Origin of the sequence: Pararhizobium sp. PWRC1-1, assembly GCF_049897905.1 — a bacterium.
GTDB lineage: Bacteria > Pseudomonadota > Alphaproteobacteria > Rhizobiales > Rhizobiaceae > Pararhizobium.
In genome coordinates this window covers 436561-460698 of record NZ_JAFCXE010000002.1, presented here as the reverse complement: position 1 = coordinate 460698, position 24138 = coordinate 436561, and the positions used below count along the sequence as shown (strand labels likewise).

At 60.6% G+C, this 24138-nt stretch carries 29 protein-coding genes; 16 read left to right on the top strand and 13 right to left on the bottom strand.

Annotated features, from left to right (window positions below):
• The 4 genes from ACP7E0_RS05930 to ACP7E0_RS05915 all read right to left on the bottom strand — a co-directional run.
• Window positions 1-190 (bottom strand): hypothetical protein (locus ACP7E0_RS05930; protein WP_426123581.1); only part of this gene is annotated, 190 nt, incomplete at its 3' end.
• A 164-nt stretch (window positions 191-354) separates the two neighbouring features.
• On the bottom strand, window positions 355-597 hold the full coding sequence (locus ACP7E0_RS05925; protein WP_426123579.1) for a hypothetical protein: 243 nt from the start codon (window positions 595-597) through the stop codon (window positions 355-357).
• A 48-nt stretch (window positions 598-645) separates the two neighbouring features.
• Window positions 646-813 (bottom strand): Thivi_2564 family membrane protein, encoded by a 168-nt coding sequence (locus tag ACP7E0_RS05920; protein ID WP_112405649.1) that lies wholly within the window; start codon window positions 811-813, stop codon window positions 646-648.
• A gap of 198 nt (window positions 814-1011) precedes the next feature.
• On the bottom strand, window positions 1012-2052 hold the full coding sequence (locus ACP7E0_RS05915) for a zinc-dependent alcohol dehydrogenase family protein (RefSeq protein ID WP_426123577.1): 1041 nt from the start codon (window positions 2050-2052) through the stop codon (window positions 1012-1014).
• 338 nt (window positions 2053-2390) lie between these two features.
• On the opposite strand from ACP7E0_RS05915, the gene ACP7E0_RS05910 reads away from it, so the two are divergent.
• From ACP7E0_RS05910 to ACP7E0_RS05900, 3 genes are all read left to right on the top strand, one after another.
• A complete protein-coding gene (locus ACP7E0_RS05910) occupies window positions 2391-3278 on the top strand; it encodes a branched-chain amino acid aminotransferase (protein WP_426123575.1) in 888 nt (295 codons plus the stop codon).
• Window positions 3279-3471: 193 nt separating this feature from the next.
• Window positions 3472-4554: a D-alanyl-D-alanine carboxypeptidase family protein gene (locus ACP7E0_RS05905; RefSeq protein WP_426123574.1), complete on the top strand. Its 1083-nt coding sequence runs from the start codon at window positions 3472-3474 to the stop codon at window positions 4552-4554.
• Window positions 4555-4714: 160 nt separating this feature from the next.
• Window positions 4715-5665 (top strand): MYG1 family protein, encoded by a 951-nt coding sequence (locus tag ACP7E0_RS05900; protein ID WP_426123572.1) that lies wholly within the window; start codon window positions 4715-4717, stop codon window positions 5663-5665.
• Window positions 5666-5709: 44 nt separating this feature from the next.
• On the opposite strand, the gene ACP7E0_RS05895 is transcribed toward ACP7E0_RS05900, so the two are convergent.
• From ACP7E0_RS05895 to ACP7E0_RS05880, 4 genes are all read right to left on the bottom strand, one after another.
• Complete coding sequence (locus tag ACP7E0_RS05895) at window positions 5710-6528, bottom strand: hypothetical protein (RefSeq protein WP_426123570.1); 819 nt, start codon at window positions 6526-6528, stop codon at window positions 5710-5712.
• Window positions 6525-7805 (bottom strand): hypothetical protein, encoded by a 1281-nt coding sequence (locus ACP7E0_RS05890; protein ID WP_426123569.1) that lies wholly within the window; start codon window positions 7803-7805, stop codon window positions 6525-6527. Before ACP7E0_RS05890 ends, ACP7E0_RS05895 begins: the two co-directional genes overlap by 4 nt.
• Before the next feature lie 122 nt (window positions 7806-7927).
• Window positions 7928-8332, bottom strand: coding sequence for a VOC family protein (locus tag ACP7E0_RS05885; protein WP_426123567.1), 405 nt, complete (start codon window positions 8330-8332; stop codon window positions 7928-7930).
• A gap of 126 nt (window positions 8333-8458) precedes the next feature.
• Window positions 8459-8971, bottom strand: coding sequence for a hypothetical protein (locus ACP7E0_RS05880; protein WP_426123566.1), 513 nt, complete (start codon window positions 8969-8971; stop codon window positions 8459-8461).
• Between the two features lie 237 nt (window positions 8972-9208).
• On the opposite strand from ACP7E0_RS05880, the gene ACP7E0_RS05875 reads away from it, so the two are divergent.
• The gene (locus ACP7E0_RS05875; protein WP_426123564.1) at window positions 9209-9400 is read left to right on the top strand and encodes a hypothetical protein; all 192 of its coding nucleotides are present in this window, start codon (window positions 9209-9211) and stop codon (window positions 9398-9400) included.
• A 392-nt stretch (window positions 9401-9792) separates the two neighbouring features.
• Entirely contained in the window at window positions 9793-10617 is an 825-nt protein-coding gene (locus tag ACP7E0_RS05870) for a hypothetical protein (protein ID WP_426123563.1), read from the top strand.
• Between the two features lie 300 nt (window positions 10618-10917).
• Here ACP7E0_RS05870 and ACP7E0_RS05865 read toward each other — a convergent pair whose 3' ends face one another.
• Both ACP7E0_RS05865 and ACP7E0_RS05860 read right to left on the bottom strand, forming a co-directional pair.
• A complete protein-coding gene (locus ACP7E0_RS05865) occupies window positions 10918-11808 on the bottom strand; it encodes a dihydrodipicolinate synthase family protein (protein WP_426123562.1) in 891 nt (296 codons plus the stop codon).
• A 111-nt stretch (window positions 11809-11919) separates the two neighbouring features.
• Complete coding sequence (locus ACP7E0_RS05860) at window positions 11920-12249, bottom strand: hypothetical protein (RefSeq protein WP_426123561.1); 330 nt, start codon at window positions 12247-12249, stop codon at window positions 11920-11922.
• A 245-nt stretch (window positions 12250-12494) separates the two neighbouring features.
• Between ACP7E0_RS05860 and ACP7E0_RS05855 the strand changes: the two genes are divergently transcribed.
• From ACP7E0_RS05855 to ACP7E0_RS05845, 3 genes are all read left to right on the top strand, one after another.
• Window positions 12495-13094 carry a superoxide dismutase gene (locus tag ACP7E0_RS05855; RefSeq protein WP_426123559.1) on the top strand — a complete coding sequence of 200 codons (600 nt, stop codon included), beginning with the start codon at window positions 12495-12497 and terminating at the stop codon, window positions 13092-13094.
• Between the two features lie 145 nt (window positions 13095-13239).
• Window positions 13240-14094, top strand: a complete 855-nt coding sequence (locus ACP7E0_RS05850; protein WP_426123558.1) for a metallophosphoesterase — start codon at window positions 13240-13242, stop codon at window positions 14092-14094.
• Window positions 14095-14202: 108 nt separating this feature from the next.
• Window positions 14203-14433, top strand: a complete 231-nt coding sequence (locus ACP7E0_RS05845) for a hypothetical protein (RefSeq protein ID WP_426123556.1) — start codon at window positions 14203-14205, stop codon at window positions 14431-14433.
• An 18-nt stretch (window positions 14434-14451) separates the two neighbouring features.
• Here the strand turns inward: ACP7E0_RS05845 and ACP7E0_RS05840 are convergent, their stop codons facing one another.
• Window positions 14452-15168, bottom strand: a complete 717-nt coding sequence (locus tag ACP7E0_RS05840) for a helix-turn-helix transcriptional regulator (protein WP_426123555.1) — start codon at window positions 15166-15168, stop codon at window positions 14452-14454.
• A 137-nt stretch (window positions 15169-15305) separates the two neighbouring features.
• On the opposite strand from ACP7E0_RS05840, the gene ACP7E0_RS05835 reads away from it, so the two are divergent.
• From ACP7E0_RS05835 to ACP7E0_RS05815, 5 genes are all read left to right on the top strand, one after another.
• The gene (locus tag ACP7E0_RS05835; RefSeq protein ID WP_426123553.1) at window positions 15306-15944 is read left to right on the top strand and encodes a LysE family translocator; all 639 of its coding nucleotides are present in this window, start codon (window positions 15306-15308) and stop codon (window positions 15942-15944) included.
• 183 nt (window positions 15945-16127) lie between these two features.
• Window positions 16128-16565, top strand: a complete 438-nt coding sequence (locus tag ACP7E0_RS05830; RefSeq protein WP_426123551.1) for a c-type cytochrome — start codon at window positions 16128-16130, stop codon at window positions 16563-16565.
• Between the two features lie 93 nt (window positions 16566-16658).
• A complete protein-coding gene (locus ACP7E0_RS05825; RefSeq protein ID WP_426123550.1) occupies window positions 16659-17576 on the top strand; it encodes a c-type cytochrome in 918 nt (305 codons plus the stop codon).
• A 40-nt stretch (window positions 17577-17616) separates the two neighbouring features.
• On the top strand, window positions 17617-17871 hold the full coding sequence (locus ACP7E0_RS05820; RefSeq protein WP_426123549.1) for a type II toxin-antitoxin system HicA family toxin: 255 nt from the start codon (window positions 17617-17619) through the stop codon (window positions 17869-17871).
• The gene (locus ACP7E0_RS05815) at window positions 17868-18209 is read left to right on the top strand and encodes a type II toxin-antitoxin system HicB family antitoxin (protein WP_426123548.1); all 342 of its coding nucleotides are present in this window, start codon (window positions 17868-17870) and stop codon (window positions 18207-18209) included. Before ACP7E0_RS05820 ends, ACP7E0_RS05815 begins: the two co-directional genes overlap by 4 nt.
• An 89-nt stretch (window positions 18210-18298) precedes the next feature.
• Here ACP7E0_RS05815 and ACP7E0_RS05810 read toward each other — a convergent pair whose 3' ends face one another.
• Entirely contained in the window at window positions 18299-18802 is a 504-nt protein-coding gene (locus tag ACP7E0_RS05810; protein ID WP_426123547.1) for a GNAT family N-acetyltransferase, read from the bottom strand.
• A gap of 378 nt (window positions 18803-19180) precedes the next feature.
• Here ACP7E0_RS05810 and bla point away from each other — a divergent pair, with 378 nt between their 5' ends.
• The 3 genes from bla (at window position 19181) to dmeF (ending at window position 21897) form a co-directional block, all read left to right on the top strand.
• The gene (gene bla / locus ACP7E0_RS05805; protein ID WP_426123546.1) at window positions 19181-20065 is read left to right on the top strand and encodes a class A beta-lactamase; all 885 of its coding nucleotides are present in this window, start codon (window positions 19181-19183) and stop codon (window positions 20063-20065) included.
• 474 nt (window positions 20066-20539) lie between these two features.
• Complete coding sequence (gene dmeR / locus ACP7E0_RS05800) at window positions 20540-20812, top strand: Ni(II)/Co(II)-sensing transcriptional repressor DmeR (protein ID WP_113242928.1); 273 nt, start codon at window positions 20540-20542, stop codon at window positions 20810-20812.
• Window positions 20813-20847: 35 nt separating this feature from the next.
• On the top strand, window positions 20848-21897 hold the full coding sequence (gene dmeF / locus ACP7E0_RS05795) for a CDF family Co(II)/Ni(II) efflux transporter DmeF (RefSeq protein ID WP_426123545.1): 1050 nt from the start codon (window positions 20848-20850) through the stop codon (window positions 21895-21897).
• A 113-nt stretch (window positions 21898-22010) separates the two neighbouring features.
• Here dmeF and ACP7E0_RS05790 read toward each other — a convergent pair whose 3' ends face one another.
• Window positions 22011-23990 (bottom strand): GTP-binding protein, encoded by a 1980-nt coding sequence (locus tag ACP7E0_RS05790; RefSeq protein ID WP_426123544.1) that lies wholly within the window; start codon window positions 23988-23990, stop codon window positions 22011-22013.
• Window positions 23991-24138: the final 148 nt, after the last annotated feature.

Here is a 24138-nt window from a genome sequence, read left to right as displayed (position 1 = left end):
AACGCGGCAAGCCTTTCAAGGTCATCATCATTGCCCTCGCACGCAAAATACTCGCCATCGCAAACGCAATCACGAGGGACAAAACAATTTTTTCACAAACGTAGAAACACAGTTGCCAGCCACGGCGCGTCGGCGCGGTGAAAGGACTTTTCAACCGGATGACTCGGGGAGTTTTGCGCGCCGTGGACACGGCGCACTGGATTCCTGTGACAAGCAAGGGAATGACGGAACCGACTGAGGGAGCCTTAAAAAGGTCAGCGACCTGCGGGAGAGACCTGCCATACCGCAACAGGACGCCTCAAGGCCAAGACCGAACGGCCCTAATCTGCCTTGCCCAGCGCCCCGGAAAGATCCTTATTTCTTCTTCCTGGCAGCAGCCTTCTTCTCCGGCTTTTCTTCAGCCTGTTCCTGGCCGAGCCGCAGGGCTTTCAGCATCGCGGTCTTCTTGTTTCGCGCCACCAGTTCCTGATTGATGATGTTGAGGGCCGCCGCGGACGTTTCGTCCGGGCTGCGCCGCACGGTTACTTTGCCGGGAACTTTGACGTCGATTTTAACGGCCAATGGAATGAACTCGCTTTGAAACGGTGAAAGGACCATGGCGGGAGGTCGTTCTCCCGCCCGGGACGTTTGAACATGCAATGATGTTTAAAACACCGCGAGGTATTTCAGAAGCGAAATAATGCCGATGATGATCACGATAATCTGGACGATCTGCTTGGCGCGGCCATCGATCGGCAGGCGCGCAACGAGATACAAAACAAGTACGATGACGAGAAACGTGATCAGAATACTGATCAGCATGGATGATGCCATTTATCCCACTCCTAAAAAAATTCCGCTTTAACGCGGCAAGATGTGAAATAGGGCGCAAATGGCTTAAGGGAAGCTGCCGCTAGCAGAATATAATCGCAAGGTGATATGCCGCCGACCTCTGGTTGCGGCTTTCCGGTTGCGGCAAAGAGTGGGTCGGCGGGACTGAACTGCCCGCAGACCCAACGCACAGTCTTTTTGTCAGAACCGGGTAATGACGCTGATGCCGAGGTCCTGCGCGGTATCCAGCGTTGTCAGTGCCGGCACTGCTTCCTCCAGGCTGATATGACGGCCGATCAGTTTTTGCGGGTTGAGCTTGCCGGTCTCCAGCATCGCCATCATCGCCTCGTAGCGCCAGGCGTGCATGCCGTGGCTGCCGTAGATTTCCAACTCATGGCCGATCACCTGGCTCATCGGGATCTGCGGGCTGGCATGCTCGCCGAGCATCAACCCGACCTGCACATGGCGGCCACGGCGGCGCAGGTTCTTGATCGAGTTGAAGCAGGTGACCGGCGAGCCCAGCGCATCGATCGACACATGCGCGCCGCCCTTGGTGATCTCGCGCACGGCTTCGGCCACATCGCCGGTGACGCTGCCGTCGATGGTGGCGACGGCGCCGATCTCGCGGGCAAAGGAGAGCTTCGTCTCGGAAATATCGATGGCGATGACATTGGCGCCGAGCGCGGTTGCGATCATGATCGCCGACAGACCGACGCCGCCGCAGCCATGCACCGCCACCCATTCGCCGCCGCGCACCCGGCCCTGGTCGACAATGGCGCGGAACGACGTGGCAAACCTGCAGCCGAGGCTGGCGGCGGTGGCATAATCCAGATTTTCGGGAAGATGCACGAGGTTCTGGTCGGCAAAATCGATCGCGACATATTCGGCAAACGAGCCCCAATGGGTAAAGCCCGGCTGGAACTGGTTGGCGCAGACCTGCTGATTGCCGGAATGGCACTCGCCGCAGCGGCCGCAGCCGGAGACGAACGGCACGGTCACCCGGTCGCCCACCTTGTAGCGCAGCACGCCCTTGCCTGTGGCGGCGACCGTGCCCGCCAGTTCATGGCCCGGTACATGCGGCAGGTTGATATCGGGATCATGCCCCATCCAGCCATGCCAGTCGCTGCGGCAAAGCCCGGTCGCCTCGACCTTGATGACCACGCCGTCTGCGCTGGGCGTCGGGTCGGGAAGTATCCGGATGTCTGGCGTCTTGCCGAAGGCGTCGTAATACATGGCTTTCATCGGGGCGGGTCCTTTATGTGACAGTGGATGCGGACGGTTGAACCTATCGTGAGATCGTGCCGCGTAAACCCCCCCTCTGTCGGCGACGCCGACATCTCCCCCTCAAGGGTGGAGATTGACCGCAACCATTGCGGCCTCCTGACATCAAAGCCAGTGAGGGAAAAGAACAATCTCCCCCCTTGTGGGGGAGATGTCACGCAGTGACAGAGGGGTATTCCTATCCGCATCTGGTGAACGCATCCAGATTGGACGCCATGACTTTTTTTGATGTACCTATTTACCCCACTTCTCGATTTTCCGGTTATGCCGGGTCAAACATAGACAAACAGGAGACTATCATGGCCGTCGATACATCCCCGCGTAGCACCACATGGACCTATGTCGATGGCGAGTGGCTTTCCGGCAACCCGCCGCTGATCGGCCCGACATCGCATGCCATGTGGCTGGGCTCGACGGTGTTTGATGGCGCCCGCTGGTTCGATGGCATCGCGCCCGATCTCGACCTGCATTGCCAGCGCGTCAACCGCTCGGCTTTGGCGCTTGGCCTGAAGCCGGTGGTGACGGCCGACGATATCGAGGCGCTTGCCTGGGAAGGTGTCAAGAAATTCGACGGCCAGACCGCCATCTACATCAAGCCAATGTATTGGGGCGAACATGGCATGCCCGGCAGCGTCGTTGCCGTCGATCCCGATTCGACCCGCTTTGCGCTCTGCCTGTTCGAAGCGCCGATGGGCGAAGGACCCGGCGGCCAGTCGCTGACCATCTCGCCCTTCCGCCGCCCGACGATCGAATGCATGCCGACCGACGCCAAGGCCGGCTGCCTCTATCCCAACAATGGCCGCATCCTGATCGAGGCCCGCAGCCGCGGCTTCTCCAATGCCCTGGTGCGCGACATGCTCGGCAATATCGCCGAAACCGGCTCGTCTAACGTCTTTATGGTCAAGGACGGCGTCGTCTTCACGCCCGCCTCCAACAAGACCTTCCTCGCCGGCATCACCCGCTTCCGCGTGATTACCCTGCTGCGCGACGCCGGCTTCGACGTGGTCGAGACGACGCTGACGCTCTCCGACTTCGAGACCGCCGACGAGATCTTCACCTCCGGCAACTATTCCAAGGTCGTCCCCGTCACCAAACTCGAAGACCGCGACCTGCAGCCTGGCCCGATCGCCGCCAAGGCAAAGGACCTCTATATGGACTGGGCCCATTCATCGGCGTCGGATTTGTAAGGACGTTGCAGTCAGCCATCCTCGCCGCAAGCGGATGGCTGGGCTGTCGGCTGTGGGGCCGGCGGCTTTTGTGGCCCAACGCGATCGTCGGACGGAACTCCCGGCCGACCAATTCGTTGCTGCTTTCGCAGCAAACGCTTGTCCTGTCGTGGCGCATCATGCCATGAGGACGCCTTTCTCCGGAGACTGGCAGATGACCGAAAACATATTGGCTGGACGGCCATGGAAAGAATTGGCGTTGATTGCGTCGCTTTTCCTGGCGGCACCGGCACATGCGACGCCTGTGCTGGTCGTCGATGCCGATAGCCGGCAGGTGCTCTACCAAGAGGATGCCGGCGTGCCCTGGTATCCGGCCTCGACGACCAAGCTGATGACGGCGTTCGTCGTGTTTGAGGCCCTGCGCTCTGGCGCGGTAAACTTGGCGACACCCGTCACCATGACCCGCAACGCCACGAAACAGGCTTTTCTCGAATCCGGCCTCACCCTCGGGCGGACGATGACGCTGGAGGACGCGCTGTTTGCCATGATTGCCGCATCGGCAAACGATGTCGCTGTTGCTCTTTCTGAAGCGGTGGCGCCCGACGAACCGGCGTTTGTCCGGAAAATGAATGAAGCGGCCGCCCGCCTTGGGCTGACGGGTACGCATTTTTCCAATCCAAACGGTCTGTTTGACAAGACCAATTATACGACTGCGCGCGATCTCGCGATCCTTGGCATGGAAGTGGACCGGCTGTTTCCGGAATATCGCCGCTTCTTCCTGGCATCGGCCGTCACCATCGACGGCAAGGAGATCAAGTCCAACAATCTTCTGCTCACGCGCTATAGCGGCACGATCGGCATGAAGACCGGTTTTCTGTGCGCATCCGGGCGAAATTTCGTCGGGCTGGCGACACGCAACGGAAAGCGTGTGGCAGTGGTGATCCTGGGCGCAACGACGGAGCGGGAGCGCAACGAACGGTCTGCGCAATATCTGACGCAGGCCTTCGAGGGCCGCCTGCCGGCCAATGCAGGACTTGTCAACACTGTGCAAAACCGCACCGACGTCGCGCCGCAGGATATGCGTATCCGCCTCTGCACCGATAAGAGCGCGGCCTACGAGGCGAGCCGCGACGCACTGTATCCGATGGGCCTGCCGGGCAATGAGAGCTATTTGCGCGACGAGATCCCCGCACAGGTCCACGTGATCAGCACAAAGGCCAGCGAAAACCTGTCGGACGTGCCAGTCCCCGTTCGGCGCCCTTCAGAACTGCAACCAAAGCCCGGCTCAGCCGGCTGAAGCGGCGGCCCGCAACTGCTGTCAACCGCCATCGGCTTTATCCCGAAGAGTCTCGGCTTGGCACGCTAAACCATAAATGACGGGTTGAGATGACACCCCGCAATGGCTATCTGGTGCAAACCCCAAGCGAACCTTCGCAAGCAACAAGGCGTATCCCGGCATGACCCCAGAATTCCTCGTCACCCATTCCGGTGGCTTCCATGCTGACGAATTGTTGTCCAGCGTCATCCTCACGAGGCTTTTCCCGCAGGCGCGTATCGTGCGCAGCCGCGCGCCGGAATGGATCACGCCCGGCGGCGACCGGATCATCTATGATGTCGGCGGCGCCTATGATGCCCAAGCGCGCATCTTCGATCACCATCAGCGCGGTGCGCCGCTGCGTGACGACAGCCAGCCCTACAGCTCGTTCGGATTGATCTGGAAGCATTATGGCCGCGACTATCTCGTCGCGTCGGGTGTCCCTGAAGCCCATGCCGCCGATATCCATGCGTCGTTCGATGCCAGCTTCGTGCTGCCGGTCGATCTGGTCGATAATGGTGCACTCAGCCCGTCGGTCGCAGGCGTGCTGGGCGGGCTGACCCTGCCAGTGCTGCTGGAAACCCTGAAACCTGTCTTCGACGAAACCGATCCAGAAACCGACGACCGTGCTTTCCACAATGCGCTCACCATTGCTCGCGCCTTCGTCGAGGCGCGCATTGAAAAGAGCGCTGCCAAATTGCGGGCCGAGGCATTGGTGCATCAGGCGATCGCCGATGCCGGCGAAGGCCGTATTCTGGAGCTGCCGACGGGCATGCCGTTCCGCCCTGCCGTCGTCAAGGCGGGCGCCGATCACCTGCTGTTCGTCGTTCATCCGCGCGACAAGGATTGGTGCCTGACCACCATCCGCCGCGCCGACGAAGGTTTTCAGGTCCGGGCCGACCTGCCGGCCGCCTGGGCCGGGCTCACCAATGGCGATCTGGAAGCGGCATCCGGGGTGAAGGGCGCAAGCTTCTGCCACAACGGCCGCTTCGTTGCCGCCGCCAAGACGCGCGAGGCAGCGCTTGCGATGGCAGAGTTGGCTGTGAAGGAAGCTGTTTCCACCGCTGCCGGTCAGGCAGACGCGGCAGAGTAGGGCGCTGGTGAAGCCCGGGACATCGGTCGAGGCCCGCGTCCCGGTTACTTCGTTTTCGCCTTTGCGACTGGTGTTTCGCCATCCGTCACCAGCGAAAACGCCGTCATTTCCTCGGGCGTCAGATAATACAGCCGGTCCGGCGGTGTCTCCATCGCATGCAGCCACACCCCGGATTTGACGCCCATCTCTTCCATGTGGCGGCTGACATCGGCCGTGGTCCTTTGCGCGTCGGACATCGCCTGTTCGGGGGAGAGCTTTTCCTTCGAGCCGTTGAATATCTGGTGGACGCCGACCACGGCGCCTTTTTCGGCCTCCCGGGCGACGCCGCCAGCCATGACGATCGGGCAGGAAGAGGCGCAGAGCGCGCCGCTGGCTACCCGTGTGCCGAGCTTCTTCTCCCGGATCAGCTTCGACATCGCCAACGCATCGCCGACGGCCCCGCCGGGGGAGTTCAGTAGCACCGTCTTCACATATTCGCCGCGCGCCTCGATCTCGCTGGCAAAACGCCCCGCCGCCCCCGGCTCGATCGAGCCTTCGGCCGAGAGAATGCCGCCGGGCTTGAGCTCGAAGCGGATCGCCTGTTTCAGCGTGTTTGGGTCAGTGGTAATGTCGGAGGGTGCGTTTTGCGGTTCGCCCTCGGTGAGTGCCGGTGGCAGCACCGGCGCCGCTTCCGGTTGCATCGGGTCGAAGCCGGGATGGGCTTGGTTGGCCGTGCTCAGTTCGTTCCAGTCGATGACAATGAAGACCAGCGATGTGACCACCAGTCCGTGAAAGAAATGGCGCATCAGCATGCCGTCATCGGCCGAAAGCAGATAGGTTTTCAGCCGCTGCCCGAACCCTTGCAGACGCGTAGTCGCGTTCATTTGCGCGGACCTTTGCCGGAGAGGTCGAGATTGGTGATGTTGGATTGTTCTCTTGCTTCCGCCTCGCTGATCGCGGTCTGGATGTCGAAGCCGCTGCGCTGCAGCGCCTTTTGCACCTCCAGCGCTTCCAGCAGTTCGGCAGCGGTGATCCGCTCGGCAAAGGGCAGGCTCTGTTCCTGCCGGCGCAGCGCCCCATGGGCGATCGACAGCATGAAGACGAGAACCGCGGGCAGAAGATCGATGGCGATGGCGCCGGCCCAGCTCGGGATGAAATCCGATGCATAGCGCAGTACGGCCGCGGCCGAGGACAGCGGCACGAAGCGGCGTTCACCGACGGGCTCGCGGGTGAGAATCTGGTCGGCAGCCTCCGACAACACTTTTGACTGTGCTGCCACCGAAGTGCGGATGGTCTCCATCACCTGATCCTGCCGGTTGGCCAGATCAGCCTCCAGGCCGCTGGCGACCGGGGCGATGAAGCCGAGCGACAGATCTTCCGCCGCGCGCTTGACGGAGGCTGCGATCGATGTCTGCTCCAGTGCCGTGATGGTGCCGGTCAGCGCCACGGCTTCGGCGGCGAACTGGTCGGCGCGCGGATCGATGGCGCCGGGGGCGGAGACGAGGCCGCGCATGGTAGCAAGATGGGCACGGCCTTCGTCGAACAATGTGGTGACACGTTCGCGCGAGGCGGTAATGCCGGTTTCGAGCTCGTTCAGTTGCGCCGCCATCTGACCAAGAAGCTGGACGACGCTGCCGGCCCCTGTCGTACCCGTCAGTGCGCCGCTTTCGCGCTCCTGGTCGGAAAGCCGCTGGAAGCGTTCGGAGGCGCGCTGGATATCCGGCAGCAGGCTCTGGGCGGCAAGGGCATTCTGATGGGCGCGGTCGAGATCGGCGGTGTAATCCTCCACCGTTTCGGCCAGATGTTGTTCAAGCGCAGCCGAACCGGCAAGGGCAGCGGCATTCAGCCAGCTCGCCATGGCGATGATCATCAGGCAGCCGAGTGCCATGATGCCGAGCATCGCGGTCCGGGCCGCAGCGCCGATGATGTGCGGATAAAACCGCGCCATATAGGTCCAGAAGGCGTAAATCGCCACGGAGACAGCGCAGGAATAGATCAGGGCTGCGAAGAACACCGCGGTCGCCGAACCATCAAGGATGGAGCGGACCCCGAGATAGGTATAGACCCCCGATGCCAGCGCCAGGGTGGCAAGGGCGAAACGGGTCATGGTCTCGACGGCCTCGATGCCGTCCTGCAAGCGATGCGATGCGCCAAGCGCCATGGTGTTTCTCCGGCTGGATGTGGCTTAACAAACCCTTAAAATACCGGCGAAATCAAGGCTGTCCGCGCGCTGGCCGTGTCTGTTGTTCACGGCTGACGGCCCAGAGCGAAACGGCGCAGCCGTCAGGTTGGCGTGATCACGACAGAGGTCGCAGACCGGACATTCGGCCCATGGAACACGGCCTCGATATTGTTGCCGTCGGGGTCGATGAGGAAGGCGGCGTAATAGCCGGGATGGTAGCTGCGCTCGCTGGGCTTGCCATTGTCCGTGCCGCCATTGGCAAGGCCTGCTGCATGGAACGCACGGACCTCTTCACGGGTCTTTGCCTGAAAAGCCAGATGCACGCGGCTGACATAGTCGTCCGCCACATCGACATAGAGTTCATCCGCGGCAAAGGCCTTATCGCTCTCATGCTGGATGTTGACGCCGACCGTTGCCAGCACGGCCCGGTAGAAGGTTTTTGCCGTCGCAAGATCTTTGACGCGCAGATGCACGTGATCGATCAGCCGGCCGCGATGAAATTCCATTGCGCTCTCCCTCATGTGGATGCGTCATCAACGCCGCACAGAGCGTGTGGTTCCGGACCTGCGGGTAGTGGCTTCACCGGGGTGCTGCGCCGGATAGCTCAGGCGCAGCAAGGCGGTTTCAACGTCTCAAGCGGGCAGGGCGCCCGAGCCGGAGCCCGCGCGGCGGTGCATGATAAAGGCCTGAAGACAGATGCCGAGAAGGAAAATCACCGCCCAGATGGCAGTGACCGTCTGCACCGGCGGCGAATCCGGGCCAGCGCCGATCGGGCTTGAGGGCGGCAGGCGCGACAGGGTTTCGTTGATGCCGGGGATCATCAGGAGGAAGAAGGTGAACGACATCGACAGCGCCTGCAGGTAGCGGTTGAGGCGGCCGAACCAGCCGAGCTTGCCGATGACGACGGAAAAGATCACCGCCGCCATGGCGATGATGCCGATCGCATGGCCGGCATTGAAGCCGCCGGTGCTCGACAGGCCGAACGAGGTGATCGCCGACAGGAACAGCGTGATGATGTAGATGCGGCCCGAATTGGATTTCGGAACGATGGCGGCATATTTCGAAAAGGAATAGAGCCCCGCGACAATGGGCACGACGCTGATGATGGTATGGACGATGCCGAGCGTGGACAATGGATTGGCCATGGAAAATCCCCCTGAATGATAATGATCAATGCGCAGAAAAATCAACCGGTTCGCCGTCAGTTGTGGCCGGGCGGACATACGCCGGGCGGCTGCGGACTTATGGGATTTTGATATGTTCATGCAATGAGCGCAATCGAAATCCTATGCAGGTACGCCCTAAAAAGCGAACGCGCCTGACAGACACGTTCTCTCAAGGTTTGTCCGGTCTGCGAGGCCAACCGAAAAGGATTTCGTTCAATGCTGTATGGTCGTGGTGCGGTTCTTTCCTATCAGTATCAAAGGCGCAGCGATGCCGCCGCTGCCCCTCTTGCCGTCACCCCCGCAACGACGGGGCGGGAGGACGCAGCCATGCTGCTGCGGCTGTGCATCGTGGCGCTGCTTGCCGTCAGCGCCACCGCCGCCGTCATTGCTTTTGCATCCGGCGCATAAGGCCTCCCCTCTCGCTTGAGTTCAAGCGAGGCTGTCCTCGCTGCTGGAATCCTCCTTGTAGAAATGCGGTGTCATTCACCGCATTCCAATGTTTGCACTTGAGGATGCAAGGCGCAAACCGGGCAACGTCGCCGATGTGGTTGGAATAGCCCTTGTCTCGAAAGCGTGTCGAGATGAAGCAGTCCACGTGAAAAATGTCTTAATTAGCGTGCAACCAAATGTAGCAGCCATCTTTTATTTCTACCTTTATTTAGAGTTTCTTAAGAAAAATCGCGGAATGGTTGTATCGAGGAATTCTCTATGATTTAATCGCTCAGGTGGCATGATGCCCCGGATTTTTTACCTCTTGTCGGGCATGAGTGCCACGACGCCAGGCGCAGAAAGAACCGGCCATGACCAGCATTTCCAGCGGCAACGCCGCCCTGACCATCCTTCAGCAGACCCAGCCGTCGCTGCTTCCGCGCATACAGGGACAGAGCGCCACTGACACCATTTTGGATATTGTCTCCAACCGGTCGGCCGTTGGCGCAAAAGCTGCTGCGGCTGTGGCCAACGCGGCGGCTAAAGCGCAGCCGGAAGCGGCTCAAAACCCGCGAGAGGTCGGGGGCACGGTATCGTCGGAATTCTCTTCCGTTCAATGGAGCGCGATGAATGCTGCTGCCGTCAGCCAACTTAACTCCACTAATGCAGACGACCCGCTGATTGCCTTTAAACCGATTGAAGCATCGTTGGAGAACGCAGAGATCTTCGTTGGAAGGCTCGCCTATACGCTTGCGAAATATAGTGCCCAATTTGATTTGAAGGAAATTCCGTCTCGGGAAGACCATATGGCTGGCAAGGATGCAGACATGGCGAAATTGGTTGCAAGCGGTGCCAGCCAAAAAATGATCGACGATACATTGAGGCTTAACTACGGTGAGGGTGGTTATGAACGTATCGTGAGATTCAAAACGACAGAAAACATGTGGACGATGAGCCAAGCGAAAACGTTTGGGGGCAGCATCGGGAGTTTCACCATGCTCCTGGGACAGGTTTTCAGTCAGGACGTGACCATATCGAAGGATCAGGACGGCAGGTTGACTTTGGGCGCTTTGGATATGTCCTACGCCAACGGACAGAAAATGCTGAGTTACGGCGAGGATGGCTCGTTGACGACGTTCAATGAAGACGGCAGCACGATACGCACTTTGGCCGCGAAAGACCTTAGTCGCCTCTGAGTGAACATCCCGTCGTACCCGCAAGGGCCCGACGGGATATCTGTTAGGCGAAAAGGCCGAAATCAAAATTCGCTGAACTCAGATTATTATGGGAATAAATATTCTCGCATAAGATGTGCATAAATTGGAGCTTCATGAGGAGCTTTGCTTAAGCTTGAAAAGGCGGTGCAGGATTGCGGTAACCCTGTCTGACCAGAGAGGCGGGGATAGCAAGGGCAAGGGTTTCAACCGGCGGGCGCCCCCCCCCCCAGCGCGGAGTCTCAGCACCTGCTTCCGTCACCCACCCTGCTGTTGCACGCATCAGACCGCCGTCAAAACCTCAAGCGCCGCTGTCACCCGTGCCCGGTCGGCCTGCGAAAGCGGGCGTATTGGCCGTGGTGGATCGTGGGGGCTGAGTTCCAACAGGTTGGCGATCGCATGAACGACGCGGTAGCTGCTGAGTTCACGGAATAACGTCCAGAGCGGCTCGAACAGTGCGTTGATGCGCTCGACCTCGGCGCCGTCACCGGCCTGCGCCGCCCGCATCAGCTTGACGGATGGTTCAGGCAGAGTGCCGGCGACGACGCTGTACCAGGTAACGCCGCCCGCCAGGATGGCATCGGCCACCAGCCAGTCGCCGCTGTAACCGACGGCAAAACCGGCGGGCATGGCTGACAATGTTGCCTGATGGGCTGCCGCAATGTCGGCGGCCGGCAAAGCCGGGTTTTTGACGGCTACAATGGACGGGATGACGGCGAGGCGCGACAGCAGCGTCTGGCTGATGGAAAAATGCGTCGTGCCCGGATTGTTGTAGATGCAAAGCGGCAATGGCGTGGCTGCTGCGACGGCAGAAAAATGCTCGAACACCTCATCGTCGCCAAGCGGCGTATAGGAGACAGGTGCCAGCAGAAGCCCCTGCGCCCCGGCATCCTGCGCATCGCGGGCAAGCGCCACGGCCTCGTCGGTCCGCAGCGCCCCGACGCCGACGATGACGGGTGTGCGGCCGCCAAGGCAAACAGAGGCAGCCTCGATGGCGCGGCGTTTCTCCGCCCGGTCGAGATACATATAGGAGCCGGTGCTTCCCAGGAGACCGATGGAATCGGCACCTGCGGCGTCAATGCGCTTGAGAAGGCCGCTCAGGGCGCCGGTATCGACGCGGCCAGCCGCGTCGCAAGGGGTGATCGGGAAGGCGGACAGGCCATGAAACAGCATATCGGGTCTCTGTGCTGGAGGAAGCATGTCCGCAAGCTGTGACCGTCCGGCCGTTAGAGGTCAATGCCGGGATTGTTCCGGTGTCATTTTGACCGCGTCATTCGCCGGATATCATTTTGCGGGCGTCTTCAACATTTGCTCGGTCAGCTCACCGCCCAGTTCGACGGTCTTGGTCTGCTTGTTGTAGACGCAGATCTGCGTGATCTTTCCCTTGGCGCCCTTTGGCTTGCCGCTGACCAGCGCAAGGCCGAAGCTTTCAGAGCCGAACGGATCGACGACCGCCCTCGGCTTCTCGATCGATCCGGCCGCCGCCTTCAGGCATTTTGCAGAGACGTCGGTCCGCATCGCGGCCCATGCATCATCCGATGATGCGGCAGCTACCGAGGGCAGCAGGCCCGCGGCGAGAAGGGCGACCAGGGCGGAACGGTTGTGAAAAGACATCTGATTTCCTTGGGTTATTGATCAGTCGGTTCGTGTGTAACCTGTCGAAGGATCATGTCCATTCTGTGCCCGTCTCATCCCTGTGGAACATTCCGTTGGCGAAAGTATTTTCCATGTCTGTGGCGAAATTTGGCATGGCGGCGGTTGCCTGTTGCAGCCGTGGTCCCTATGTTCCGCCTCACAGATTTCTTTCATGAATTCCAACCCGGCTTTCATGGACCCCGCCAACAAGAGGAGATACCATCATGGCTTTCGAATTGCCGAACCTGCCTTACGACTACGACGCGCTCGCTCCCTACATGTCGCGCGAAACGCTCGAGTATCACCATGACAAGCATCACCTGGCTTACGTGACCAACGGCAACAAGCTGGCTGAAGAAGCCGGTCTTTCCGGCCTGTCGCTGGAAGAAGTCGTCAAAAAGTCCTACGGCACCAACCAGCCGCTGTTCAACAATGCCGGCCAGCATTACAACCACCTTCACTTCTGGAAGTGGATGAAAAAGGGCGGCGGCGGAACGCAGCTGCCGGCCAAGCTCGACGCAGCCATCAAGTCCGATCTCGGCGGCTACGACAAGTTCCGCGCCGATTTCATCGCAGCTGGCGTTGGCCAGTTCGGTTCGGGCTGGGCCTGGCTTTCCGTCAAGGGCGGCAAGCTGGAAATCTCCAAGACCCCGAACGGCGAAAACCCGCTGGTTCACGGCGCATCGCCGATCCTCGGCGTCGATGTCTGGGAACATTCCTATTACATCGACTACCGCAACGCCCGTCCGAAGTACCTCGAAGCCTTCGTCGACAGCCTGATCAACTGGGATTACGTGCTCGAGCTTTACGAAGCCGCCGCATAAGCATTTCATTGGACTGCAGATTTGCACCCGGCGCCGAAAAGCGCCGGGTGTTTTCGTTTGGGCAAACGCCTTTCACCGCTTGCGGTCGCCCTTTTTGAGGGGCAAATGTCACGCAGTTGTTACAAGCCGGTTCTAGGCAGGCGCCATGCAAAAAGACACCGAAACACCCATCCTCCGCTTCGGCATCGTCGCCGATCCGCAATATGCCGATATCGCGCCGCACGAGGCGATGAACCGTCACTATCCCCGCAGCTTCGACAAGCTCGCCGATGCCATTGCCGTGTTCAACGCGACGGAACTGGATTTCGTCATGACCCTCGGCGATATCATCGATCGTGACTGGAAGAGTTTCGGCGACATCCTGCCGGTTTACGAAACACTGCGCCACAAGGCCCTGTTCCTGCTCGGCAATCATGATTTCGCAGTCGCGCCGGAACATCTAAGTAGCGTTGCTGAGCGGCTCGGCATGCCCAGCCGTTACTATGATTTCGCCATCGGCAGCTGGCGTTTCGTGGTGCTCGACGGCAGCGATGTCAGCACCTTTTCCGCCGCGCCGGATGATCCGCGCACGGGGCTGGCAGCGGAACGGCTGGCTGCGCTTGCGGCCGAAGGTGCGATCAACGCCCACACCTGGAACGGTTCGCTGAGTGACGAACAATTCGAGTGGCTGAAGCTGGTGATGGAAAAGGCCGAGACCGACGGTGAGGCCGTTCTCGTCCTCGGTCACTATCCGGTCTTTCCGGCCAACAGCCACAATATGTGGGACAGTGAGCGCATCATCGGTCTGCTCACCGGTTTTTCATGCTTCCGCGGCTATTTCTGCGGCCATAACCATGAGGGCAATTTCGGCGAAGTCGATGGCCGTCCGTTCGTGACGTTCAAGGGCATGGTCGATACCGAGAACCAAAACACGTTTGCGATCGTCACTGTTTTTGCCGACCGGATCGCGATCGAAGGATTTGGACGGGAGAAGGGCCGGGTGTTGCGGATCGGCGCATAGGCAAGCGTCGTCTCCTAGATGTGGAGCCTCAACTAAATTTGCGAGCGCATGGGCCGATTTGCCAAGTTGTGCGTTTAGCCTGGGTCCAATCCATTCAAGGAGGCTACCGTGGCGACGACCATTGATCTATCCGACCTGTCCGAGCAGGAACTGACAGCTCTTATTGACGAGGCAACGAGCCTTCGGCAGACACGGCGCGACAGCCGCGAGCATGAGCTCATGACGGCGGCCGATGGCTCGAAGGGGCAGGATGTCAAAGATCCGAACCACGGCGTGATCACCGCGCCAACACCGCGCTCCGTCAAGGAAGAGGGACCCGCGCACGGCGCGACGAAATAATCGTTTTCTCAGCCAATTTCAGCCAATTGATGGGAGCGGCGAACTGGATTGCGGGCCGGTTCGCCACCCCTTGATCCACAAATCCCGCAACCCATCACCTTCGCCACGAAAATATTCGTCCGTCATCGCGCAATTTTCCACCCGGTCGGCGCGGAAATTGCGGATGGCCTGGCGCAGTTCGCACCAGGCGACGACGACGGCGGTGGCGGAGTAATAGATCAGCGCCAGCGGGCGGACCGTGCGTTGGCTGGCACGGCCGGATTCGTCGCGGTAATCGAGCGCGAGTTTCCGTTCGTCGCGGATCGCCCGGCGCACCAGGGCGAGATCAAGCCCGGACGGTGCGGGAGCGATGGTACCCCAGGCATGCAGCGCCCTTGCGTGCAATGTCTGGCGCAACGGCACCGGTATCGCGCCGGCGATCTTCTGGTTGACCCGCCTTGCCGCCTCCTTCAATTCATCGTCGCCGGTGCGCTCGAGCAGCGCCAGCGCCAGCACGATCGCCTCGGTTTCCTCGATCGAAAACATCAGCGGCGGCAGGTCGAAGCCGGGGCGCATGATATAGCCGATGCCGCGCCCGCCCTCGATCGGCACCCGCATCGCCTGAAGCGCTGCGATATCCCGGTAGATCGAGCGCACCGTGACTTCGAGCGTTTCGGCGATCTGTGCTGCCGTCACCGGACGGGTGGCCAGCCGCAGGATCTGGATGATCTCGAACAGTCGCGATGCCTTGCGCATGGGCCAATTTTCCTCGTCAAGCGAAACGCTCCTGACAGAACCCTGTCAGTTGGGGGAGGGTATAGCATGCTGGCAAGCGCTTGAAAAACAAGCGCTGTGCTCATCACACTCCTCTTCTGGATAAACGGACAACTGACATGACCTACGCGGAAAACCTCTGGCTATTCTTCACCCTTCTCTTCGGCATCATCATCGTGCCCGGCATGGACATGGTGTTCGTCATGGCCAATGCGTTGACTGGCGGCCGGGCGTCCGGCCTGACCGCAACGGCAGGTATTATGGCGGGCGGCGTCTTTCACACGCTCTATGCGGCACTCGGCGTCGGCTTCCTGTTGCACCTGGTGCCGGAGCTTTTTAACGTGCTGCTGCTCGCCGGTGCTGCCTATATCGCCTGGATTGGCCTGTCGCTTGCCCGCAGCAGCATTGCGATCGCCTCGGTCGAGCCCGGCGCCCGGCTGTCGCGCTGGACGAGCTTTCGCCGCGGAGCCTTGACCAGTATCCTCAATCCCAAGGCCTATCTGTTCATGCTCGCCGTCTATCCGCAGTTTCTCAAGCCTGAGTTCGGGCCGCTGTGGTCGCAGGCACTGATCATGGCGATCATGATCTCTCTCACCCAGCTTGCCGTCTATGGCAGCCTAGCGCTGGCCGCTGGCCGCAGTCGCGATGTCATCGTCTCAAGCCCGCGCGCCACAGCCGTTGTCGGCAAGGCAGTCGGCGTCGTATTGATCGCGGTGGCGGCGCTGACGGCCTGGCACGGCTGGGTATCACAAGTTTGACCATGCGGATAACATGACTAAAATACTCCTGTTAATTCAAGCCCTTGTGACAGATGCGATAAACTCGATTTCAAAAAAATGTTACTTCCTTCGTGATCGCAACATGCAATCATGCCCGCGCATCGATTGAGAGAGCCCGCTTCGCCAGTCCGGGGCGGCGTCTCGCCAGAGCTGGAGATTTGGATGAAGCTGAAAATGATACTGACGGCATGTGTAATTGCAGGCTGTGGCGTAAGCGCCGTCATCGCTGCGGATGATCCGGTCAAGGTCCGCGAAGGACTGATGAAGCAGATCGGCGGATCGATGGGCGCGCTTGCCGGGATCGCCAAGGGCGAAAAGCCCTATGACGCCGAGATCGTCAAGGCGTCGCTTACGACGATCAGCACCAATGTGAAGGCATTCCCGGATCAGTTCCCGGCAGGCTCCGAGGCCAATTCCGAAGCCAGCCCGAAAATCTGGGAAGCCATGGACGACTTCAAAGCCAAGGCGGCCAAGCTTGGCGCAGACGCCGACGTGGCGCTTGCCCAGCTTCCGGCAGACCAGGCAGGCGTTGGTGCTGCGCTTGGCATTATCGGCAAGAATTGCGGCGACTGTCATCAGGCTTACCGCGTCAAGAAATGACCGGGCGGGCCTTGTCCCCAAAACGATGATTTTTGGCGCGCCCGTCCCGGCGCGCCAAATGTGTTTTCCGGATAAGGCAGAAGGAACAGGCCGATGGGTGCGCGCGTTCGAAAACTGGTCACGGCGGTGGTCTTGTTCGGCGTGGTCGCCGGAAGCGCCGCATGGTTCCTGACCAAGCCAGAACGATGGCCTGCATCGCATTGGGATGGGCTCGGCGAACCGGATCTGGCCAATGGCGAACAGATGTTCTGGGCGGGCGGCTGCACCAGTTGTCATGCGGCGGCGAAATCCGAAGGCGATGCCAAGCTGGTTCTGGCCGGAGGATTGCCGCTGAAAAGCCCGTTCGGCACGTTTCACGTCCCCAACATCTCCCCGGATGAAACCGCCGGCATCGGCAGTTGGACGCTGGCCGAATTCGGCAACGCGATGACGCGCGGCGTCGGTAAACAGGGCGAACATCTCTACCCGTCCTTCCCCTATGGCTCCTACGCCCGGCTGACGCCAAAGGATATCAACGACCTCTGGGGTTTCCTGAAAACCCTGCCGAAAAGCGCCAATGTGGCGCCACCGCACGACCTGCCGTTCCCGTACAATATCCGCCTGTCACTCGGTGGCTGGAAGCTTTTGTTTTTCACTGACAAGCCGCGTGTCACGGTCGATACCAGCAACACGAAGATCGCCCGCGGCCAATACCTCGTCGAAGGCCCCGGCCATTGCGGCGAATGCCACACGCCGCGCAATGCGCTCGGCGGTTTCGAGACCGCGGAGTGGCTGGCAGGTGCCCCCAATCCGGAAGGCGAAGGCCGCATCCCCAACATCACCCCGGGCTCGAAAAGCATGGGTTCATGGAGCGAGGGCGACATCGTCAACTACCTCCAAACCGGCTTTACGCCTGAATTCGACTCGGCTGGTGGCTCGATGGTCGAGGTCCAGCAGAACATGGCCAAGCTGCCCGCATCCGACCGCGAGGCGATCGCGGCCTATCTGAAGGCGGTGCCTGCGGTCGAGTAGGGTGCTTGCAATAAGTGCTATCAATCGGTAGGATGCTTGCATGAATAGCAAGCAGAGGAAAACGCTTGCCGCGATCTTCAAGGAGCCTGCGTCCGGAACGATCGATTGGGCCGACATCGAAAGCCTGCTCGTGGCTGCAGGGTGCACCCTCATCGAGGGTAGTGGATCGCGCGTGAGGTTTACTTTCTCAAATGAGGTGGAAAGCTTCCATCGGCCTCATCCTGAGAACGAGGCGAAGCGCTATCAGGTGCGAGCGGCGCGGGGATTCCTGCTGCGTATAGGAGTAACACCATGAACATCATGTCCTACAAGGGCTATGCAGCCCGGATCGACTATGACGCGGAAGACGAGATCTTTTTCGGCCGGATTGCAGGCATTACCGATGGCATCGGTTTTCACGCCAATACCGTCGCGGATTTGAAAGCGGCATTCCATGAGGCCGTCGATGATTATCTCGAAACTTGCGCGAAGATCGGCAAGGACCCGCAAAAATCCTATTCGGGCAAGATGATGTTTCGCGTCGATCCGGATGTACATGCCCAGGCTGCGAAGGCGGCTGAACTGTCGGGAAAGAGCCTCAATCAATGGGCAGCCGAAGTGCTGGCAAAAGCGGCGGCCGCAAAGGCGGCCTGAAGGGCGTTGCCATGCTTTGCAGAAAGCCAAGGCGCGCCCTTACGAACGCGCCCATCGCCATAATGCTGCTGCCTTGAAAACCGCCCGGCTTAGGCGAGGGTCTGCAAATACCGCATGCCGGTCACGGGACCGGGCGTGAAGTTTTCCGATTCGTAGAAGCGGTGCGCCTGGAAATTGCCGGTGGCGGCGCTGACGGAGAGATAGGTGGCGCCGGCCATGCGGGCCTGTTCGCGGGCCTTGGCGACCAGATGGCGGCCGATGCCGGTGCCGCGATGGGCGGGGCGGACGTAGAGATGATGCAGTTCCATGCCGCGCGCACCCTGCTGGGCGCGGTAGAGCGGCACCAGGATTGCGTAGCCGATCAGCTCGCCTGCGGCCTCGGCCACCAGTGCGGTAATCCAGGGCAAACGGCCGAACAGGTCGCGCTCGAGATTTTCTGGGGTCACCGCAGCGGCATCGCCGTGATGGGCGGCAAGCTCGGCGATCAGTTCGCGGAGCTCGGCCAAGTCGCGCTGCTTGGCAGTGCGGATGGTGACCATCGGCGCGCGCGTGGCGAGAAGAGGAGGTAATGTCGGGATGGCAATCTGCAGCATTGTATGGCTCCTTATGGCTTTCCCGCCATCAGGTGCTGTCCAAAAACAAAAGCCGCCTGATGGCGGCTTGTTTGAACGAGATCAGACAGCCGCACCTATGGGAGCAGCGTAAAATACCAACGGGCGATGTTTGCGGTTCTGATCATGGCGGGCAATGTCGCCTTTTCCGGAAAATTGTCAACGGGAAATCGCGTGCCCGTTCATTTTTGCGGCCAAAAGAAGATTTTGGGATGCCGCTTTTCCGGCCAAGACCGGCCACAATCGCGCTCTACGGATCGTCTCCAGTGGCGCAATAGCTGGTTGAGAAATGGCTAATATTAGCCTTTGCGATCAAGGCGTTGTTGCCATCAGCACAGTTATCCATGGAGAACCCATCATATGTCGTTCACGTTCAATCGCCGGTCGTTCATCATCGGCTCCGGCCTGCTCCTGCCGAGCATCGGTCTGGGCCCGAAAATGGTCTTTGCCGCCGAAAAGGACATTGAAGAGAAGCTGGCTGCGCTGGAAAAGCAAATCGGCGGCCGGCTCGGCGTCTATGTTCTCGATACGAAAACCAAGCTGTCCTTCGCCCACCGGCCGGAAGAACGCTTTGCGATGTGCTCGACTTTCAAGGCACTGGCCGCCGCCTTTGCGCTGGCCCGTGCCGACAAGGGCGAGGAAAAGCTCGACCGGCGGATTCCGATTTCGAAGAAACACCTTCTATCCTATTCGCCCGTGGTCGAAAAACATGTCGGCGGCGGCATGACGGTGCGCGAACTCTGCGATGCAACGGTACGCTACAGCGACAATGCTGCTGGCAACCTGCTCTTGGCGAGCTTTGGTGGTCCGAAGGGGTTGACGGAGTGGCTGCGCTCGATCGGCGACGCGACGACCCGTCTCGACCGCATCGAGCCGGAATTGAACGAGGCGAAGATCGGCGACCCGCGCGACACGACGACGCCGAAGGCGATGACGGAGACACTCGGCAAGCTGCTGCTGGAAGATGTTCTGTCGCCTGCGTCGCGCGATCAGTTCTCCGCCTGGCTCGTCGCCAACACCACCGGCGACCGGCGCCTTCGGGCAGGACTTCCGAAGGGCTGGACCATCGGTGAAAAGACCGGCACCAGCGGCCGCGGCGAGGCCGGCGACATCGGCTTCATGCGCCCGGCCGAAGGCCATACGATCCTGGCATCCGTCTATATTGCCGAGGGCAAGAAGCCGACCAAGGAGCTCGAGCCGGTATTCGGCGAGGTCGGCAAGCTGATTGCGGGGATGGTGGCTTAAGCACTTGGCGGCCTTGGCAGAGTTGCGCGTGGCCGTTTAGGGGGGGCTTTTGGGGAACCCAGGCGATACCCTAACCTCCGTGATCTCTGTGCTCGTTACTAAGATCCAACCAGCCCAACTCTTTGGGCTGAAGGGCCTTTTGACCCGACGGACGTCGGGTCACTGGATCCCCGCCACGAGGGCGAGGATGACGGGGGAGTGGGGTGCGGGTTCGCCAAACAGGCCTTTTCAGGGGTAGCAATGAGTGCCGTCCCTGTTTAGGCCGCCGCCTTTTCAAGCCCTTGCATCGCGCCGGTGAGAGCCACAAAACAACCGGCGTCGATCGCCTTCTCCACATCGCAGGCCACGATCCCGGGTGCCCGTGACATCAGCATTCGGATCGGCCATGCCTCGCTCAGGCGTGCGGCGTCGCCCGGAGGGCCTTTCCAAACCCATCAATATAGTATACCCCCCTATGCTATAGAGAGGTTGCCGATGTCCCATACCGTTCGCGAAAAGACAAAACTGCTGGCGCGGGTGCGCCGCCTGAAGGGGCAGCTCGAAGCTGTCGAGCGGGCGCTGGAGGTGGAAACGCCCTGCGGCGATATTCTGCAGCTGCTCTCGTCCATTCGCGGTGCACTGAACGGGCTGACCGGCGAGGTGATGGAAGATCACCTGCGCGAACATGTGCTGCTCGCCGAAAGCGACGCGGAGCGTCTGCGGGCCGTCGATGAACTGTCCGCCGTGTTGCGGACGTACGTACGCTAAAAATCCTGATACGCCGATCTTGAGAGGATGGCTCCATGCCGACAGAAAATCTGGTCCACGAACATGTCTTCCTCGGCGCAGGCCACCGGCGTAACGAGCGCCGTGTCTGGCTGGTCATCGCGCTGACCGCAACGATGATGGTCGGAGAGATTGTCGCCGGCAATATCTACGGCTCGATGGCGCTGGTCGCCGATGGCTGGCACATGTCCACCCATGCCGGTGCGATGCTGATCACGGCGCTCGCCTATCTCTATGCGCGGCGCCAGGCGCGCAATCCGCGCTTCACCTTCGGTACCGGCAAGCTTGGTGATCTCGCCGGTTTCGCCAGCGCCATCGTTCTCGCCCTGATCGCGCTGCTGATCGGCTGGGAAAGCCTGTTGCGGTTCGCCAATCCGGTTCAGATCAGCTTTTCGCAGGCCATTGCCGTGGCGGTCGCCGGCCTTGCCGTCAATCTCATCTCCGCCTTCCTGCTCAAAGACGATCACCAGCATCTTGGCCATTCCCACGGCGGGCATTCGCATGCTGGTCACTCTCATGCGTCTCACTCGCATAGTACCCATTCGCACGGTGCCGAGGCCCAGCCTGCGGGCGGCCACGATCACCACGATCATGCCGGCCACAGCCACGGGGATCACGGCCACGCAACGCACAAGCCCGGCACCGACAACAACCTGCGTTCCGCCTATCTGCATGTGATGGCCGATGCGCTGACTTCGGTTCTCGCCATTCTCGCGCTTCTGGCAGGCAGCATCTACGGCTGGCTGTGGCTCGATCCGGCCATGGGTGTCGTGGGCGCGTTGGTCATCGCCCGTTGGTCCTATGGCCTGATCCGCCAGACCGGCCTGATCCTGATCGATGCGACTGACGAGGTCACCGGCCTGCAGTCGGAAATCCGCCAGCGGATCGAAACGCCGCAGGAGACGATCACCGATCTGCATGTCTGGCAGGTCGGCCCGGGGCACAACGCAGCCATCGTCGCCATCGCCACGCAAAACCCGCACCCGCCGGCTTTCTACAAGGAAAAGCTCGCCAAGCTCACCGGGCTGTCGCATCTCACCGTCGAAGTGACGCCAGTCGCGGCGTGACGGGAACAGTTCGGCTTTTCAGAGTTGATCGGTTTGTCGCGAAACTTGAAGTTTTCGCGACAAACCTTGCACTGAGCGGACAACGAGTGTGGACAGGTGTGACTGCTCGGGCGTCAGCTTCCTTTCTCTGTCCCCGGGGTTCGGTCCAGTGAGTTCCGGCGCATGCGCAGTAGATATTCCGTCATGTTGAACGGATCGGGACCTGAGCGCGGGCGCAAACGCTGGAGACCGGCGATCGGGGCATAATGGTCAAAGGTGGCGACCATCGTTCCCATGCCGCTTGTCAGCCCCGGCAGTTGCTGTTGAAGGCTCTGGGTTTTGGCGGACGCGACCGTGCCTTCCAGCCGCACCACGCCGTTGGTGATCACGGTATCCGTCATCGATGCACCGGCCTTCGCAAGCAGGGTAAGCAGGCCGTTCAAGGCGCCGACGGGCGCTTCGATGTCGATGTGATCGACCGGTTCGCAGATGACGGTTTGAGCCGCCGATAGAGCCTCAGCCAGCACCAATGGCGTCAACTGGCGAAAGTCGGCGGCGGTGCTCGATGGCGAACTGTGCCGGGCCGCCGTCATCGCCACGTGGCAATCGATGACCTGCCAGCCAAAGACACCCTGTTTCAGCGTTTCCAGCACGGTGTCCTCGACCGCCCGGTAAAAACTTGCCGGCATCTGGCCGACGTCGACTTCCAGGGCAAAGCTGTTGCCGGCACCCTCCGGACGTGGTTCGATGCGCAGCCCGACGGTCGCGAGAAAAGGGTTGGGCTCCTTGAAGATGGTCTGAAGACCAGCGCCTTTCCCCAGCAGCCTCTCGACGCAGATGACCGTGCTTTCCTCGAACGTGGCCTCAAGATCGAAATCCGTCAACAAGGTCGATTGGATGACCTGCTTTTGCACCTCGCCGTAGAGGGACACGTAGACGTCGTTCGCATCGTCATTCCTGCGAAGATTGATCAGTGGATCCTGTTCGGCCAGCTGGTTGAGGGCCAGCCAGAGCGCCGCATTGTCGGACGCGCGCTGCGCCAGCACACGGGTTTCAAGGGTCGGCGGGGCAAAGTGAGCGCGACTGGCCGAGGACGGATCCGTGCCGACGATATCGCCGATGCGGGCGCCGTTGAGGCCGCTGACACGGGCGATCTGTCCGGCCCGGAAGCTGGTAACGGTGTGAACCCGGCCGGCCTCGAACAGATGAATTCCTGTCACCCGTGCCTGGCCCTCGGGCAGGTCCAGATAGTGCCGGGCTTTGACCGTGCCCGATGTCAGGGAGACAAAGCACTGCTTTTCGCCGCCCCATCCCCGCTCGATCTTGAAGATCGTGCCGATGACCGGGCCATCCGGGTCCGGCCTGCGGGAAGGCAGCATCGTCGCGATCGCCGACATCAGGGCCGGTACGCCAACGCCGGTCGTCGCAGCACCACCAAACACCGGGTGCACCAGGCCTTTGGCAACCTGATCAGCCAGAGACCGAGCCAGCGTTTCGCGGCTCAGGCAATCGGGCGCGAGGACATAATCGCCGAGCAGAACGTCGTCGTTTTCCGCCAGCGTTTCACAGAGACCTGTGAACAGTGGTTCGCTCCACAGATCATATGCTTCGATCCGGGCAAGCTTGCTGCCCGCATCCTGGACGCCCGACATGGCAATGGGCCGAACCGGCAGCTGGCTGCCAAGAACATCCAGCAGCTCGTCATAGCGAGCGCCCGCTCGATCGACCTTGTTGATGAAGAAGACGAACGGGACGGTTAGACGTTGCAACGCGCGTACCAGCACGCGCGTCTGAGCCTGCACGCCCTCGACCGCCGAAACGACGACCACCGCTGCGTCGAGCAGGCCGAGCACCCGGTCGACTTCGGCGATGAAATCGGGGTGACCGGGCGTATCGATGAGATTGACGGTCGTGTCGCCGATGGTGAACGACACCACGGCGGCCCTGATGGTGATGCCACGTTGCCGTTCGAGTTCGAGACTGTCGGTCTGTGTGTTGCCGGCATCGACGTTCCCGAGTTTGTCGATCACCCCGGCGTCGAAAAGCAGCCGTTCTGTAAGACTAGTCTTGCCTGCATCCACATGGGCCAGGATACCCAGATTCAAAGTACGCATGTACCCTCAATTTCTCAGAATTTCGAATGTGATTTTCTTGAGAAATGAGTCGGCGCATTGGGAGTTCTCCGTGCTGGCAATCTTGGTTCGGTGCGTAACCGTCTGATTTTGCACCAATGAGAGCAAGCCTACAGGCGTTTCCGAAGGC